Raw genomic sequence first — 16,599 nt, forward strand, 5'->3', positions numbered from 1 at the left:
TTTCAGAAATATGAAAGCTATCGCACTCTAGCCCCTTGCATTCGAGAGCAAGGCGGTTAAAAGCGCGGCTATCAGGTTGGTAACAGGCGGGCCACAATGAAGGTTTTCGCAGGCAATTCGAACCGGCATCTTGCCGAAGCGATCTGCAATTATCTCAACGTTCCCTTAGGCAAGGCCAGTGTCCGGCGTTTCGCGGACCAGGAAATCTTCGTTGAAATCCAAGAAAACGTGCGCGGCGAGGATGTGTTTGTCGTCCAGCCGACGTCGTTTCCGACCAATGATCATCTGATGGAATTGCTGATCATGATCGATGCGATGCGGCGCTCTTCGGCGCGGCGCATCACGGCAGTCCTTCCCTATTTCGGCTATGCCCGCCAGGATCGCCGCGCCTCCGGGCGCACGCCGATCTCGGCAAAGCTCGTGGCCAACCTCATCACCGAGTCAGGCGCCGACCGCGTGCTGACGCTTGATCTTCATGCCGGTCAGATTCAGGGCTTCTTTGATATCCCCACCGACAATCTCTACGCACTGCCGATCCTGACGCGCGATATCAAGGCGAATTACGATATCGACAACGTGATGGTCGTCTCCCCGGACGTCGGCGGTGTCGTGCGTGCCCGTGCGCTCGCCAAACGCCTCGACTGTCTGCTGGCGATCGTGGACAAACGCCGTGATCGTCCGGGCGAGTCCGAAGTGATGAACATCATCGGCGAAGTGGCCGGCAAAGATTGCATCCTGATCGACGATATCGTCGATTCCGGCGGCACGCTCTGCAATGCGGCCGATGCCCTGCTCGCGCGAGGCGCGGCAAGCGTCACCGCGTACATCACCCACGGCGTTCTCTCCGGCGGCGCCGTTACCCGCGTCGCCAATTCCCAGCTCAAGGAACTGGTGATCACCGATTCCATCCAGCCGACCACGGCTGTGCAATCGGCGCACAATATCCGTGTCATCAGCACTGCCAGCCTGATCGGCGAAGCCATCAACCGCACCAGTCAGGAAGAATCGGTATCGAGCCTGTTCGACTGAGGGCTAGAGCCCCGTGCGTTCATTTGAACGCACAAAGGTCGCTCTAGTTTTGTGAATCTAGAGCATCTTATCCGCTTTCAGGTGGTTCCAGCTGAAAGCAGGATGCTCTAGCCGGCTCCTCTCACGCAGGTTTCGCGTCGACCGGATGGCTTTGTCTCCAGGCAAGCAGTCCTATTCCGATGAGCCCGCTGACAAAGACGGCCGCACCAGCGCCCATAATCGATGGGCCGATGCCAAACCAAGCAAACAGGCTGGGCGACATCAGATAGGCCAGGAAAAGACCAAGGAAGATCGCACACATCAGCAACCGGTAGATCTGCGCCAGACGATGGGGTTCGCTGCGCGTCTGCATCAGATGCAGCATCGCAAGGTTCTCGAAGGGACCGTTGATTGCGGCGAGGCACGCGATGGTCATCAACCATAGGCGATCGTGCACCAGCGGCAGCAGGAAGACACCAGCGCCGAAAATCAGTTTTGCCGCGATGATCCAAACGACTGGTCTGCGCGGCTTCATGTTGCTGAGGATGAGGTTAGCCGTCACGTTGCCGACGCCATAGGCCGTCATCATCAGGCTGTAATCCGTCAATGGATCGGCACTGGTTTCGCGCAAGTGCAGGATCATCCCGAGCAAAATGCCCATCGCCCAAGCGATATTTCCCATCAGGTTCGTGAACAGACCATAGAGTATGGCGGCATGGCCGCGCGCCATTCGCCATCCACCCAGCACACCGTCGACCACCGCTGCCATCCCGGAGAATTCACGCCGGCGCCGCGCGGACGGGAACCTACCGATAGCTAACCAGACGGCCAGGGCGGAAAGCAGGAATGTCGCCGCCGTCACGGTGAAAAATTGCGATTTCGGCAGAAAACCGTTCACCAGCGCAATCATGCTCGGTCCGAGGATGCGAGCCATGCGCCTCGTCGCGTCGAACAATCCGTTGGTTGCGTGACGAAGATCGGGATCGACGGCAATTGTGGGGAGCGTAGCCTGCAAAGACGGATCGAAGGCAGCCGTGAGCAAAGCGATGCATCCGGCAAGCATCATCAATAGCGGCAGGCTCATAAGATGCATGAGGCCGGCGACGGACAGGATCAGCAGGAGAAGAGCGCGCAGGACGTCGACTGAGATCATCGTTGTGCTGTGTCGCCAGCGATCCGTCAGAATTCCACCGAACAGGCTGCCGAAGAGAAGTGCGCCCGACTGCAATGCGGAAACGTAACCCGCGCTGCTGCCGATGAAATCCGCCGCAATCCAGACGACGGCGACCATGTAGAACTCAGATCCGGTCGCCGCCAGCACCTGCCCGGCCCACAGGAGCGAAATCGACCGCTGGGCCAGCGGCTTTAAGACAAACATGTTGGCATTCTGAAATTCGGTCGACTTATTTGATGGCTTGTCCGTTGATCGTCACGGAGTTGTCGTCAGCGATGCTGACGTCCCAACGCGAGCGCCCGTCCGGATCGGTCTTGGCGAATCCCTTGGCCATCATCAGGCCGAAGGACAATTGATTGAGATCCTGTTCCGTCTTTGCAGCGTCTTGAACGGCCGCGATAGTCTTGTCGAGATCGCGGGCAAGCACCGTCATCTTCATGGATACACGGTCCGTTTCGTTCAACCAGCCACGCATGCTGCCGGAGGCTTCGATGTCGTAAAGGCCCGAAATCGCGCTGATTTTCGGAAAATTGATCGTCATCGTTCCGTCCGGGAACATCGCTTGCTGCACCTTGTCATCCATGGCTGCCGTGCCCGCGGGATTGTTGAAGTCGGCCTGCTGCAGAACATCCATCAGGGCGGTAAAATTCAGATTCGGGACCTGCATCTGCAATTCGGCGGCATCGGGAATGAAGGCGACATAATCTTGAGGTACCAGGCCGGAAGCGAGAGTCAGCTTTTCAGCGCTCATGCCAAAATCCGCATTCATCGCATTGGCCGGCCCGGCGACCTTGAACGAGTAGCCCATCTGCTGCAGCCCGCCGTTGCCGAGCGGGGTCGTTACGGAAATATCCCTGGCGGAAACAGACTCGTCGAGTGAACCGGCAAGCGGCATCGCGTTTCGCAGCAATGCCTTGAGCGCCGCGGTCTCGCTGTCGGAGAGGGTCTTCGTATCTTTATGGTCGGAGATAAAGCGCAGAATTTCATTCAGCGCCTTCAACGGCAGCTTAGTCGCGTTGGCCTTGAAATCGATCGTCCCGATCTTGAGCTCGCCAAGCGGCTCAGTATCGGAGGAAATCTTGTCATAGAAAGATTGCAGGCCACCGCCCATCTGCATGTCGAGCCTGTCCGGGTCGCCGTTGCTGGACGAGGAAAGCGTATAGCCGACACCATCGATCGTGATGTCGTTCTTTTGCACACCATTATCGGTGGTCTTGGTCGCGACAATGATGCCGCTGCCCTTCACGTCCATCGAGCGAACATAGTGAAGTGCGGGGTCGAAGACGCCCGCGAAACTGGAGGATGCCAGCGCATAGCGGAACTCGGCATCCGGACCACTGCCGGGCTTCGAACGCGCCGTTACGTCGATCGCATTGTTGCCCTCGATATTCCAGAGGCCGTTATCCTGCGGCGTCGCAAGAGCCATTAGTGGCTTGAGCCCGGTAATGTCGAAACCGGTGACGTTCAGCTTGTCGAAGAGTTTCTGCAGGTCATAGGTGACCTCGTAGTGACCGTTCGCCGGCGTCACTGCAACAAACCCGCTCTTGACGAGATCGTCGGGCAGGAAATGCGTCAGATTGCCGAGCAGGTCCTTGGCCCCCTGTTCGTTGACGTCGGCCGCCTGCGAGGCGCCAGCCAGACCGACGGCGAAAACCGCCGCAGCGGTAACTGCCTTGAAACGCATAATTCACTCCCCCAATGATGCTAGGAAAAACAATTTGAAAGCGGGAAAACCCTAAACGAGATTCTCAATTGAATGATGACGCCGCAATGCGCACCGGCTGCAAGCCCGGACGAAGCATCAAAGCCCCTTCATCACTTGCCCGTTCACCGTGACGGTCCGATTTTCATCCATCGTGACATCCCAGCGCAGACGACCATCGGGATCGGTCTTGGCAAAGCCCTTGGCGGCCATCAGGCTGAAAGAAACGCTGTTCAGTCGCTGGTCGGTCTTTGCCGCTTCCTGAATGGCCGCGATCGTCTTGTCGAAATCGCGGGCAAGGATCGTCGCCTGCAGTGAGTAGCTTACATGGTGCTTCGTGGAGCCCTTCAACGCGCCGGAAACCTCAATATCATAGACACCGGAAGCCGCGCTGATCCGAGGAAATTCGAGGGTCCCATAGCCGCTCGGAAACATGATGCGCTTCAATGCTTCGCCGGAGACTGGCCCAGCGCGCGACGTCACCGACTCCAGAGCCGTGTCGATGAGACCATCGAAATTGACGTTGGGAATTCCGAGTTGCACATCGAGCGTCTCCGGCAGGAAGGCCGCGTAGGCTTGCGGAATGAGGTCCGCGTCCGGTGTAAAATGCTCCGCCCGCAGGCCAAAATTGATGTTGGATGCCTTGGTCAGACCATCCATCTTGAAATTGTAGTCCAGCGTCCTGACGCCGACCTTGCCGTTTTCAGTCGCCACGAGCGCGTTGTTCAGCGTCACTGACTCATTCAGCGAACCAAACACGGGCAAGGCACGGTGCACCAGTTCCTCGAACTTCTCGCTGCCGCTCTCCGACAACTGTTTTGCCTTGACGTGCTGAACGAAGAAACGGACGAGTTCACGCAGCTCCTTCACCGGCAAGCTCGTCGCGGTCACTTTGACATCGACACTGTCGGCGCTCAGATTGACGGGTGGGAGACCGGGCGCTGCCGCCGTGACTTGTTCGTTAAGACTCTGCAGCGTGCCCTGCGATTGCAGGTCCACTTTACCGGCCTCAGTGCTGTCCGTCACCGCATGGGTGAAGGACGCGCTATCGATCGTGGCATCTATCTTGTGCCCGCTATTTTTGCCGTTGCCGATGCTGGAGAACTTGATGCCATTGTTCTTCATTTCCATCGACCGCATCATCTCGATCGTCGGATCGAAAATGCCGTCAAGGGAACTGGATGCAACCGAATAGGTGGCGTCAGACGCTGGGGAATGAACCGAAACGTCGAGGCTATTATCGCCCTTGAGACGCCATCTGCCTTGGTCGACCGGCTGCGCGAACAACGACAGCGGCTTCAGGCCGGTAACGGAAAGCGCGCCGGAATTGATCTTGTCGAAGAATTTCGCGAGATCGTAGGTGATCTCGTATTGATCGCCGGCGGGCTTGACGGCGACGAAACCGCTGCGGGCGAGATCGCGCGAAAGCGAATGCGTCAGGATATTGCGCAGTTCCCTGGCGCCCTGCTCATTGACTTCGGCCGCCTGCAAAACGCCAGTGAGACCGATGAAAAAAACTGCGGCGGCGGCGATAGCCTTGGGGCGCATACCCGATCTCTCCTTTGACGCTGACCGATTGGAGTCGACTGTTGAAGAGGCCGAGGGTATATGTCAAGCCATTGATAGAAATAGCATCGTCGGCTCTTCACCATGAGTTGCAATGTCATCACAGATGCGCTTTCCGGAGATGCTTGCACCGACGGCCTCTTTGTATTATACGCCACGCGTCCGCGTAGACACCCTTGGAGGCAACGCGGATGAGGCAGGGCTAGCCCTCCTCCAGTTCAATCGATCCCGGCATGCCGAATGATCGGATGAACTCTCCAAATAACCTCGAAAGGAATAGCCATGAGCCACGAAAACTACGAGCTCAAGGCCGAGGCGCGCGAACGGGTTGGTAAGGGGTCCGCCCGTGAACTTCGCCGCAACGGTTTGATTCCCGCTGTCATCTATGGTGACAAGCAGGCCCCCATTTCGATCGCTCTCAACACCAATGAGGTGACGAAGCGCATCCATGCCGGTGGTTTCCTCACCACGATCGCGACGATCGACGTCGAAGGCAAGAAGATCAAGGTTCTGCCGAAGGACTACCAGCTCGATCCGGTCCGCGACTTCACGGTCCACGTCGATTTCCTGCGCGTTTCCGGCAACACCCAGGTGACCGTTGAAATCCCGGTTCACTTCGTCAACCACGAAAAGTCCCCGGGCCTCAAGGCTGGCGGCGTGCTGAACATCGTTCGCCACGAAGTCGAAGTCCACTGCCCGGCCGATGCGATCCCGGAATTCTTCACTGTTGACCTCTCCGGTCACAAGGGCGGCGCCAGCATCCACATTTCGGAAATAACCCTGCCGAAGGGCGTGTCCCCGGTCATCGCCGACCGCGACTTCACGATCGCAACGATCGTTGCTCCGGCTGCCGGTCTTGCCGAAGAAGAAGAAGGCGGCGAAGAAGAAGCCAACGCTTAATCGGCATCTTCATCGCTACGCATTCAAACCCGCCTCCCCTCGGGGATGGCGGGTTTTTCATGCGCAGATTCTAATAAAAGTAGTAAAAGATCTAACTATTCCTGAAATCGATACACGATTTAAATCCATTAACCCCATGGTTTCAGCAACATTTAACACATTCATGAAAGTTTACGCCAAAGAGTTGTAGAGAACGGCCAACCCCAAGATCAGCCGGTCTGCGACTGGGGAGTAAAGCGGAACTATGAGCCATTCCGTCGAAAACAGGTTTTTCGCGATCGTCTGCGGCGCGCTGCTGATTTTCGTCGCGCCGCTCTTCGTATTGTTCCTTTTCCTTTCGTCCGAGCGTGCCGAAAAGGAAATCAAAGATCATATCTCGGTCTTGCTCGTCGCCAACGCTCAGGCTCTGGCCAAGCCGTTATGGGACCTCGACGAGGACAGCGTCACGCAGATCAGTGCAACGACTGTGGCAGAGGGCGCAATCGTCAAGGTCAATGTCCGCGACCTTTCAGGCCAGCTCGATGTTACGCAATCGACCATCCCGAGGTCCTACAAAGGTCTGCTGGAGTCCGTTGCCCGCCCGATCATCTACAACGGCGTGGACGGCGCGAAAAATCTCGGCACCATCACCGTCTATTACCCTGCGCTTGGCCTCTTCGACGGCCTGAAGAATGAGGAAATCGTCTTCATCTCGATTTTCATCTTCGCCGTGCTGACCGTCTTCGGGGCCGCCCTCATCGGCAACCGCATCTTCATCATCCAACCGCTGATGCGGCTGACCCACGCCGTCGAAGCAACCCGGCGGCTCGGCTCGCGCCATCACGTGGATTGGCAGTCGAACGACGAGATGGGCCGCCTCGCCAGCAGCTTCAACGACATGCAGAGCAAGCTGGAGCGAGAGGAAACTGAACTGAAGCTTGCCCACCGCCGCGCCACCGACACCTATAATCTGACGCCGGCCATGTTGTTCTCGCTCGACAAGGACGATTGCATCGCCGCCGTCAGCGATTATTGGCTGGCCGCCACGGGCTATGCTCGCTCCGACGTGGTTGGACGCAAATTCGCAAGCCTCGTCCTGCCGGAATCACGCGAGATTTACACCGAACGTAAGCGCAGCCGTCCAGACAGCGCCGCCCGTCTCGACGTCACAGTAAAATTCCTTTGTAGGGACGACCGGGTCATGGACGTGCTGATCCTCGAGACGACGGCGATCCAGGATGGTCAGTCGCTCTCGGTCATGACCGATGTCACCGACCTCAAGCAATCCGAGGACCGCAACCTGCGCCAGGCGATCACCGATCACCTTACCGGGCTGCTGAACCGTCAGGGATTCGAGACGGCGCTCGACGCCAAGATCAACGAGGCGGACCTGCGCAAGCGCGAGCTCGCCTGCCTGTTCGTCGACCTCGACCGCTTCAAGTGGATCAACGACAATATGGGCCATGCTGCCGGTGACGCGGCATTGCGCGAGCTGGTTTCGCGCATGCAGGCGCGATTGGTCCCGGGCGACATCGCCGCCCGCCTCGGCGGCGACGAATTCGCCATCCTTCTGCTTGCCGAAGACGCTGAGAAAAGGGCATTCGACATGGCGGCGCGTATCGCCGAGCTTTTCGAGACGCCTTTCGGCGGCGACGCCCGCCTTAGCGCCAGCATAGGCATCGCCATCTACCCCCGCCATGCCGCCAACGCCGCAGAGCTGCTCCTGAAATCCGACATAGCGATGTACGCAAAGAAGCGCGATGGCAAGAACGGCGCACAGATTTTCGATAATAGCATGCTGGACGATTCCCGCCGCCGTGCCGAGCTCGAGAGCTATATCGAAGGTGGCTTGAGCGACGACTGGTTCGAAGCGCACCTGCAGCCAATCGTCAATATCGATGATCGCTCCATCGCCGGCTTCGAAGCGCTCATGCGGCTGCACCATCCGCAGAAAGGCATCCTGCCGCCGGCAAGGATCATCGACGTTGCCGAGGAGACCGGCTCGATCGTGCGCATCGGCAACCGCGTCATGGAAAAGGCGATCTCCCACTTTGCCCGTCTCTCACGCCTCGACGGCATGCAGGACACCTATCTCGCCATCAATTTTTCGCCGCTGCAATTCGAGTCCGGATTGCCGGTGCGCATTGCCGCCCTGCTTTCCCGTCACGATATCCGCCCGGAGCGGATCGTAGTCGAAATCACTGAGGCCGTGCTGATGGACGACAATCCGGAAACGCGTACGGTCATCAACGAGATCTGCCGCTACGGCTGCCGCATCGCGCTCGACGACTTCGGCACCGGCTACTCGTCGCTGAGTTATATCAACCGCTTCCCGGTCGACATCATCAAGATCGACCAATCCTTCATCCGCGCGATCAACGACACCGCCTCCGATGTCAGCGCCAAGAGCCGCATGCTGGTCGAAAGCATCACGACGCTGTCGCACAAGATGAACTGCACCGTTATCGCGGAAGGCATCGAGACCGAGGAAGAATGCGCAACCTTGCGCACCATGGGTCTCGATTACGGCCAAGGCTACCTATTCCATCGGCCGCAGCATCCGAACGATCTCCTGAAGGCGCTCGCCGGACCGCGAGCTGATTACCTCAGCGCCGTGGCGCAGGCATCATAGCGAGATGGGGAAACACATGCGAAAACTGCTGCTCCCGGTATTTTTCAGCCTGTCTTCTCTTAGCCTCTTCTCCATAGCCCAAGCCGAAACCGTCAATTTTACAACCGAAGAATATCCGCCCTTCAACTATCGTGATGGCAAGACTCCCGTCGGCGCGACCGTCGAGCAGGTGGAGAAGATAATGGCCGATATCGGCGTCGACTATTCGATAGACGTGATGCCCTGGGTGCGAGCCTATAACCAGGCGCTGACGACGCCGATGACCTGTGTCTTTGCCACCGCCCATAGTGACGCGCGCGACAAGCTGTTCAAATGGGTCCAACCGCTGCTGGTCGATCGCAACATCCTGATCAAGCATACCGGGTCCAGTGTCACCGCCACGACACTCGATGAAGCCCGGAACTATGTGGTTGGCACATGGCGGAACGATTACACCGAAACCACGTTGCGGCAGGCCAACTTTACGCGAATCGATATCGGCAGCGACTTCGGGGCTACGCTAAAAAAGCTGCTGAGTGACCGCATTGATCTCATGCCGATCTCCGAAATCTATTTCGACAAGCTGAGGAGGGATCGCAACGCGGTGCAAGAGGTCGCCGTTCTCTCCGAACAACCGATGGGTATTGCCTGCCAGAAGGATTTCCCGGACGATCTCCTGAAGAGGATGCAAAGCGCGCTCGATCGCCTGATCGCCGACGGCACGCAGAAGCGGATATTCCTGAAGTACGGCCTACACCTTGCTAACTGATGAGATTGCCGCCTTGACTTTGCCGCCAATTCGCTGTGGTGAAGGGCATCGGCATTTTCCAAGGGGTGAAGCGCAATGCTTCTTATCGCGGGTCTCGGCAATCCCGGCGCCAAATATCAGGACAACCGCCACAATATCGGCTTCATGGCCGTGGACGCGATCCATCGTCGTCGCAGCTTTTCGCCCTGGTCGAAAAAATTCAGGGCCGAGATTGCGGAAGGCGAGCTCGGCGGCCAGAGAGTTCTGCTGATCAAGCCGCAGACCTTCATGAACCTTTCCGGCGAATCCGTCGGCGAGGCCATGCGGTTCTACAAGCTCGAGCCTTCCGATCTCGTCGTGATCTATGACGAACTGGATCTGCCGGCAGGCAAGGCGCGGCTGAAGACCGGCGGCGGCCATAACGGCCATAACGGCATCAAGTCGATCGACGCCCATTGCGGCCGGGAATATCGCCGGCTACGTCTCGGCATCGGTCATCCCGGCGTCAAGGAGCTCGTGCATAATCACGTGCTTGGCGACTTCGCCAAAGCTGACCAAAACTGGCTGGAGCCGCTGTTCGATGCACTCGCCGACAATGCCGACATGCTGGCGCGCGGCGAGGATTCGCAGCTCATGAACAAGATCTCGCTTGCCCTCGGCGGCAAGGCAGAAGAAGAGACCCAAAAGCCGGAAAAGAAAGCGGTAGCCAAATCGCACATCCATCAGGCTCGCAATCATAGCCAGCCGCGGATGCCCGAGAGTGGCCCTATGGCCGAAATGCTGAAGAGAATGTTCGGCAAGAAGGACGATTGAATGGCGCAAGCAGCAACAGACAGGGCCGCAGATTTTGTGATCCGCCCGGCCGCAGCCGGCGACTTGCCTACGCTGCTCGCGCTCTATCGCCACCTCAACCATGACGATCCCGATATGGATTCCAGGCTTGCAGAGGACCGCTTTGCGGCTATCTTGGCCCATCCCGGCATGACGATCTTCGTCGCCCTCGAAGGCGACCTCGCCATTTCCTCGGTCACCCTGGTCGTCATTCCCAACCTGACGCGGCGTGGCGCTTCTTATGCGCTGATCGAAAATGTCGTCACCCATGCCGATCGCCGCCAGCGCGGCCATGCGCGGGCGCTGATCGAGACCGCGGTCGCGACGGCTTGGGAGCAGAATTGCTATAAGGTAATGCTGCTGACAGGCTCCAAGGAGCCAGCGACGCTGCGCTTCTACGCCAATTGCGGTTTTTCACAGGACAAGACCGGTTTCCAAATCCGGCGCCCTGCCGCGGGCTGATATCCCTGCCCGAGCCTATTCTTCGGGTTCGGTGGTAAACATCAGCGGAAAGCCGGCGCTCTTTGCCAGATCGATGGCTTCCTGCGCTTTGGTCTCGGCAATATCCCTGGCGCAGACCATGACCACGCAGGTACCGAGCTTGTGTGCGGTCATCATGACACGGTAGCCGGTCTCCTCGCTCATACGAAAGACGGCCTTCAATACCATGATGACGAATTCACGCGGCGTGTAGTCGTCGTTGACGAGAATGATCTTGTAAAGCTTCGGCCGATCGAGCTTCGTCTTGGTCTTCGGTTTTAGGACAACATCATTGTCACTCATCGGAGTCACCGTTGATGACAGAGAAAAAAATTTGTGGCTGATCGCCAATTTATACTGCACCGCAACCGGTCATTCAAGGAAAACAACGTTTTCGAGCCAGCTGTCAGATCAATCGACCGTGACCGGTGGATAGCTCTGGCAAGTACCACAGCCCTTTCCGCACGTCGACAAAAGTCATGACGGCTATCATCGCCGGGATTGTCAGTGCATTCTCCTCTGCAGAAAAACGGCGCATCCTCCGCGCAAGGCTTGACCCGCAACGACCCTTCCCCCATACGCACAACAAAGTTTTTCAAGATATGGACAAGGTGCCATGGGTTTCAAATGCGGTATCGTCGGGTTGCCGAATGTCGGCAAGTCCACTCTGTTCAACGCGCTGACCAAGACGGCGGCGGCGCAGGCGGCGAATTATCCCTTCTGCACGATCGAGCCGAACACGGGTGAAGTCGCGGTTCCCGATCCGCGCATGCGCAAGCTTGCCGACGTCGCCAAATCGAAGGAACTGATCCCGACGCGCATTTCCTTCGTTGACATTGCCGGCCTGGTTCGCGGCGCCTCGAAGGGCGAAGGTCTGGGCAACCAGTTCCTTGCCAATATCCGCGAAGTCGACGCCATCGTTCATGTGCTGCGCTGTTTCGAGGACAGCGACATCACCCACGTCGAAGGCCGCATCAATCCGGTGGCCGACGCCGAGACGATCGAAACCGAGCTCATGCTCGCCGACCTCGAGAGCCTGGAGCGCCGCACCGAGCAGACGCGCAAACGCGCCACGGGCAAGGACAAGGAGTCCATGGCGATGCTGCCGATAATGGAAGCCTCGCTCCAGTTGCTGAACGAAGGCAAGCCGGTGCGCACCCTGCTGTCGAAGCTCGATGCCGAGGAAACCCGCATCCTCAAGGGCCTGAACCTTCTGACCTCGCATCCCGTCCTCTACGTCTGCAACGTCGCAGAGGCTGATGCCGCGACCGGCAACGACCACACAGCGGCCGTCGCTGCCATGGCCAAGGAGCAGAATTCCGAGGTGGTGACCATTTCCGCCGCCATCGAAGCGGAAGTGGCGCAGCTACCCGAAGAAGAAGCCACGGAATTCCTCTCCGCTCTCGGCCTCGACGAAGCCGGCCTCGACCGGCTGATCCGCGCCGGCTACAAGCTGCTGCATCTCATCACCTATTTCACCGTCGGCCCGAAGGAAACACGCGCCTGGACGATCGAACAGGGCACCAAGGCCCCGCAGGCAGCCGGCGTCATCCATTCCGACTTTGAACGCGGCTTCATCCGCGCCAACACCATCGCCTATGACGACTACATCGGCTACAACGGCGAAACAGGCGCCAAGGAAGCCGGCAAGGCGCGCGACGAAGGCAAGGAATACGTCGTCCAGGACGGCGACGTCATCCATTTCCGCTTCAACACCTGAGACATGATGGAATTGCCGGCCTCACCTGAGTGCCGGCAATCTTCCCTGGACGGACGCCGGCAGCAACCGAACGACAGTACGGCGCAGATGCGGCCAGCCGATGCCGATCACCAGCACGATCAGGCCGACGATCATCAGCACGATGAAGCTGACCTTGTCGAGGCCGGCATTGTTCTGCCGCAGAATGGCGCCGATCGCGACGCCGAGCGACACCAGTCCCGCGGTCACGAAAGCGCGTCTATCGATGATCAAGCCGATCAGCATCATGACCACCACAACAGCGACGATGGTCAGCGCCTGTGTGTAACCGCCGTGCTCAATGCCGGTAAGGAAAAAGGTATCGCTGTTGCCAGCCTCAAGCTGAAAGACCAGCAGGATCGCCGTGTAGAGCAGTGCCGGCGCCGTGGCGAGATGCAGCCAGAAGGCCACATCCGAGCGACGTGTCCTGCGGTTGGGATCGCTAAGATCGAAACGCATCGCCACGGCAAATGCCCCGAGAGCCCCTGCACACATGATGCCGAGCGACAGCAGCGGATAATCCAGCACGACATTCGATACGCCGGTGGCAACACCAATCAAGTAGAAGACGCCGGCGAGCAGCAAAGTGAACAGCGAGAAGAGCAGCATCGCCAGCGACAGCGGCACGCGGTAACGCCAATAATAGAGCGCAAGCAGCGGCGGGAACGGCAAGGCAGTGATGATCCAATGGGTCGTCAGGCTCGTGCCGGCTGTATCTTCGGTGCCGAGATGCATCATCGTCGCCCAAAAGATCCAATAGACCAGCGAGATCGTCAGGACGACAGCGGGAAGCGCCAGACGCTGACGGCGGACCAGGATTTCGGCCAGGACGATGATGGCCGGCAGCGGCCCGTAATAGCCGGTGAGCCCCCACAAGCCGACGAGCAGGACGACGATACCGATGGTGATCAGCACGTCATGAAAGCCGCGGATGAAACGCGGGGCTTCGCTATCCTCCAGCGGGTTTGCCGGATCGTCCTCGCGAGGCTGCGAAAGATCATTTCTGACGGCCCTCGCGTTGATGCCGATATTTCGCTCGGCCAGATAAGGCAAAAGCCGGATGGCCTGATCCGAGGAAATGATCCCCTCGCCGGCAGCGCCTTCCAACACAGTCTTGAGATCGCTCATGTCTATTCCTGCATGGTCTCGATGTTGGCAAGCCTCATCACATCGCCGGTCTACAAGCAAGGGCTGCCAAGCCTGGGCAGGCGGTGCCGCACCTCTTTGCCGCAGCGGCCATGAAAAGGCTTGCGCCGTTGCCGCTCGGCATGCGATTGCGCACGGACCGAATGAAGAGGCCGGTGACGGATATGGCAAAACTGACATATGAGGATTTTCAGCCGGGAAAAGTGTTTCCGCTCGGACCGAAACACGTGACGGCGGAAGAGATCATCGAGTTTGCACGCGAGTTTGATCCGCAGCCGATGCATCTCGACGAATCTGCCGGCCGCGCAAGTATTCTGGGTGGGCTCGCCGCCTCCGGCTGGCACACCTCGGCGATGTTCATGCGCATGATGACCGACAGCTATCTGCTCAACACGGAAGCCGAAGGCGCGCCGGGTATTGATTTCATGGACTGGAAAAAGCCGGTCCTGGCGGGAGATACGCTTTCCGGTCGGTCGATCGTGCTCGAATCCCGCGCCATGCGCTCCCGCCCCGGCATCGGCATCGTCAAGTTTCGCCACGAAGTGGAAAATCAGCGCGGCCAGCTCGTTTGTCTCGGCGAGAATTCGACCATGATCCGTATGCGCTTGCCCGTGGAGGCTTCCGCATGAAGATGATGGAACTTTACCCGATCGGCGAACGGGCCGAGATCGGCAGTCATACGTTCACAGCGGAAAACATCGTCCGCTTCGCCTCACGCTTCGATCCGCAGATTTTCCACATGGACGCGGAAGCGGCCAAGCATACGTTGTTCGGCGGACTTTGTGCGTCAGGTTGGCATACCTGCTCCGTCTGGATGCGTACCTTCGTCGACTATTGGAGCGGCGAAACCACCCGCCTTCGCGACGAAGGCAGAAAACCGCCGAATCTCGGCCCCTCGCCCGGTTTCCAGAAACTGCAGTGGCTGCGTCCGGTCTTTGCCGGTGACACCGTTACCTATGGTGTCACCTTGCTCGCTAGCCGCCCGCTTAATTCACGCCCGGGCTGGACGCTCAACACCATCCTCTGTGACGGAAGCAACCAGCACGGCACGCCGGTGTTGCGGTTCGAGAGCACCGTGCTGGAGTTTGAGTAAACACCTTCGCGAAGCAAGAAGGTTGCGAAACGTGGGAGCAAGCGTCGAGCCGGTCTCGCCCGCCCTGCGCGCAGGAATCTTTTCAATGCCCGGAAAATTCCACCAGGGTGTGAACCGGCACATTGAGCGCTTCCAGCTTCTTGCGGCCGCCCAAATCCGGAAGGTCGATGACAAAGCAGGCGGCAACGACCTCGGCGCCGATCTGGCGCAACAACTGGGTCGCGCCGACAGCGGTGCCACCGGTGGCGATGAGGTCGTCGACCAGGATCACCTTCTCGCCGGGGTTTACCGCGTCCCGGTGCATCTCCATCTCATCGACACCGTATTCGAGGCTGTAGGCGATGCGCACGATGTCGTGCGGCAGCTTGCCCTTCTTGCGGATCGGCACGAAACCGGACGACAACTGATGCGCCACGGCGCCGCCCAGAATAAAACCACGTGCTTCCATGCCGGCAACCTTGTCGATCTTGGTGCCGGCATAGGGTTGCACCAGCGCGTCGACCGCACGACGGAACGCTTTGGCATTGCCGAGCATCGTGGTGATGTCACGGAAGACGATGCCAGGCTTGGGATAGTCCGGAATGGAGCGGATGCTGGCGGCAAGCTCCGAAGCGATAGTGTGCATGTAAATATGTACTCTCAAGGCTATGATAAGGCCGACGCACCCTATCAAGACCCGTGCCCGATACCAACAAAAAAGGCGACCACAAAGGGCCGCCTCTTCATTGATTCACGCGGCGGAACGCTTAGTGAGCGCCAGCCTTGGCGTAGACCGACCGCTTGGTCAGATAGATCAACACCGAGAAAATCAGCAGAAATACCATGACCATGAAGCCAAGGTGCTTGCGGTCCTCAAGATGCGGCTCCGACGCCCACATCAGGAACGAGGCGACGTCCCTCGCATATTGATCGACCGTCTGCGGCGAACCGTCGTCATAGGTGACCTGGCCGTCCGAGAGCGGCTTTGGCATGGCGAAGGTCGCGGCCGAGGTGAAATACGGATTGTAGTGTGAGTTCTGCGGCACTTGGAAGCCAGCCGGAGGCTCTTCATAGCCCGTCAGCAGCGAGTAGATATAATCGGGGCCGCCTTCCTGATACTGCGTGAAGATGTCGAAGATAAACTGCGGGAAACCACGTTCGATTTCGCGCGCCTTGGCAAGCAGCGACATGTCTGGCGGTACGGCGCCATTGTTCGATGCCGCCGCCGCCTCGTCGTTCGGGAACGGCGATGGGAAATGGTCTGACGGAATCGCTTTGCGGGTGAACATCTCGCCCTGGGCGTTCGGGCCATCCTGCACTTCGTAATTCGCTGCGAAAGTCTTGATCTGCGCGTCGGTATAGCCGAGATCTGCCAACGTGCGGAAGGGAACAAGCTTCATCGAATGACAAGCGGAGCAGACTTCCGTGTAGACCTTGAGGCCGCGCTGGAGTTGCGCCTTGTCGTAAGAGCCGAAGGGACCGGAGAAGGTCCAGTGCTGCTCCCTCGGCTCCTTGAGCGGATAGTGTGGGGTCGCTGTCTCAGCGGCGGGCTTGGTCTCCTGAGCAACGGCGGCGACCGTGGCGAAGCCGCCGATAAGCGCGATCGACAGAAGGCCGGCAACAAGCTTTTTCATTGTTTTCTTC

The 16,599-nt window shown here is 58.7% G+C and carries 16 protein-coding genes; 9 read left to right on the forward strand and 7 right to left on the reverse strand.

Going from position 1 to position 16,599, the window contains the following annotated elements; genetic code table 11:
• Positions 1 to 96: 96 nt before the first annotated feature.
• On the forward strand, positions 97 to 1,029 hold the full coding sequence (locus CCGE525_RS13855; protein WP_120704774.1) for a ribose-phosphate pyrophosphokinase: 933 nt from the start codon (positions 97 to 99) through the stop codon (positions 1,027 to 1,029).
• 121 nt (positions 1,030 to 1,150) lie between these two features.
• Here CCGE525_RS13855 and CCGE525_RS13860 read toward each other — a convergent pair whose 3' ends face one another.
• The 3 genes from CCGE525_RS13860 to CCGE525_RS13870 all read right to left on the reverse strand — a co-directional run bounded on the left by CCGE525_RS13860 (position 1,151) and on the right by CCGE525_RS13870 (position 5,432).
• On the reverse strand, positions 1,151 to 2,386 hold the full coding sequence (locus CCGE525_RS13860) for an MFS transporter (RefSeq protein WP_120704775.1): 1,236 nt from the start codon (positions 2,384 to 2,386) through the stop codon (positions 1,151 to 1,153).
• Positions 2,387 to 2,411: 25 nt separating this feature from the next.
• Positions 2,412 to 3,866 carry a hypothetical protein gene (locus tag CCGE525_RS13865; RefSeq protein ID WP_120704776.1) on the reverse strand — a complete coding sequence of 485 codons (1,455 nt, stop codon included), beginning with the start codon at positions 3,864 to 3,866 and terminating at the stop codon, positions 2,412 to 2,414.
• 117 nt (positions 3,867 to 3,983) lie between these two features.
• A complete protein-coding gene (locus CCGE525_RS13870) occupies positions 3,984 to 5,432 on the reverse strand; it encodes a hypothetical protein (RefSeq protein WP_120704777.1) in 1,449 nt (482 codons plus the stop codon).
• Positions 5,433 to 5,732: 300 nt separating this feature from the next.
• On the opposite strand from CCGE525_RS13870, the gene CCGE525_RS13875 reads away from it, so the two are divergent.
• From CCGE525_RS13875 to CCGE525_RS13895, 5 genes are all read left to right on the forward strand, one after another.
• Complete coding sequence (locus tag CCGE525_RS13875) at positions 5,733 to 6,350, forward strand: 50S ribosomal protein L25/general stress protein Ctc (RefSeq protein ID WP_120704778.1); 618 nt, start codon at positions 5,733 to 5,735, stop codon at positions 6,348 to 6,350.
• A 244-nt stretch (positions 6,351 to 6,594) separates the two neighbouring features.
• Positions 6,595 to 8,961, forward strand: coding sequence for an EAL domain-containing protein (locus CCGE525_RS13880; RefSeq protein WP_120704779.1), 2,367 nt, complete (start codon positions 6,595 to 6,597; stop codon positions 8,959 to 8,961).
• Between the two features lie 16 nt (positions 8,962 to 8,977).
• Positions 8,978 to 9,709: a substrate-binding periplasmic protein gene (locus tag CCGE525_RS13885; RefSeq protein WP_120704780.1), complete on the forward strand. Its 732-nt coding sequence runs from the start codon at positions 8,978 to 8,980 to the stop codon at positions 9,707 to 9,709.
• 75 nt (positions 9,710 to 9,784) lie between these two features.
• Positions 9,785 to 10,501 (forward strand): aminoacyl-tRNA hydrolase, encoded by a 717-nt coding sequence (pth, locus tag CCGE525_RS13890; protein ID WP_120704781.1) that lies wholly within the window; start codon positions 9,785 to 9,787, stop codon positions 10,499 to 10,501.
• Positions 10,502 to 10,981 carry a GNAT family N-acetyltransferase gene (locus tag CCGE525_RS13895; RefSeq protein ID WP_120704782.1) on the forward strand — a complete coding sequence of 160 codons (480 nt, stop codon included), beginning with the start codon at positions 10,502 to 10,504 and terminating at the stop codon, positions 10,979 to 10,981.
• A 15-nt stretch (positions 10,982 to 10,996) separates the two neighbouring features.
• On the opposite strand, the gene clpS is transcribed toward CCGE525_RS13895, so the two are convergent.
• Complete coding sequence (gene clpS, locus CCGE525_RS13900) at positions 10,997 to 11,302, reverse strand: ATP-dependent Clp protease adapter ClpS (protein WP_120706403.1); 306 nt, start codon at positions 11,300 to 11,302, stop codon at positions 10,997 to 10,999.
• A 313-nt stretch (positions 11,303 to 11,615) separates the two neighbouring features.
• Here clpS and ychF point away from each other — a divergent pair, with 313 nt between their 5' ends.
• Entirely contained in the window at positions 11,616 to 12,719 is a 1,104-nt protein-coding gene (gene ychF, locus CCGE525_RS13905; RefSeq protein ID WP_120704783.1) for a redox-regulated ATPase YchF, read from the forward strand.
• 21 nt (positions 12,720 to 12,740) lie between these two features.
• On the opposite strand, the gene CCGE525_RS13910 is transcribed toward ychF, so the two are convergent.
• Positions 12,741 to 13,865, reverse strand: coding sequence for a hypothetical protein (locus CCGE525_RS13910; protein ID WP_120704784.1), 1,125 nt, complete (start codon positions 13,863 to 13,865; stop codon positions 12,741 to 12,743).
• A 182-nt stretch (positions 13,866 to 14,047) separates the two neighbouring features.
• Between CCGE525_RS13910 and CCGE525_RS13915 the strand changes: the two genes are divergently transcribed.
• Together CCGE525_RS13915 and CCGE525_RS13920 are read left to right on the forward strand one after the other, a co-directional pair.
• Positions 14,048 to 14,512 (forward strand): MaoC family dehydratase, encoded by a 465-nt coding sequence (locus tag CCGE525_RS13915; protein WP_120706404.1) that lies wholly within the window; start codon positions 14,048 to 14,050, stop codon positions 14,510 to 14,512.
• The gene (locus CCGE525_RS13920) at positions 14,509 to 14,976 is read left to right on the forward strand and encodes a MaoC family dehydratase (protein WP_120704785.1); all 468 of its coding nucleotides are present in this window, start codon (positions 14,509 to 14,511) and stop codon (positions 14,974 to 14,976) included. Before CCGE525_RS13915 ends, CCGE525_RS13920 begins: the two co-directional genes overlap by 4 nt.
• A gap of 82 nt (positions 14,977 to 15,058) precedes the next feature.
• Here CCGE525_RS13920 and CCGE525_RS13925 read toward each other — a convergent pair whose 3' ends face one another.
• Both CCGE525_RS13925 and CCGE525_RS13930 read right to left on the reverse strand, forming a co-directional pair.
• Positions 15,059 to 15,601 carry an adenine phosphoribosyltransferase gene (locus tag CCGE525_RS13925; protein ID WP_120704786.1) on the reverse strand — a complete coding sequence of 181 codons (543 nt, stop codon included), beginning with the start codon at positions 15,599 to 15,601 and terminating at the stop codon, positions 15,059 to 15,061.
• Between the two features lie 121 nt (positions 15,602 to 15,722).
• Positions 15,723 to 16,589, reverse strand: coding sequence for a cytochrome c1 (locus CCGE525_RS13930; protein ID WP_120704787.1), 867 nt, complete (start codon positions 16,587 to 16,589; stop codon positions 15,723 to 15,725).
• Positions 16,590 to 16,599: the final 10 nt, after the last annotated feature.

The sequence above is a fragment of the Rhizobium jaguaris genome, from assembly GCF_003627755.1.
Lineage (GTDB): Bacteria > Pseudomonadota > Alphaproteobacteria > Rhizobiales > Rhizobiaceae > Rhizobium > Rhizobium jaguaris.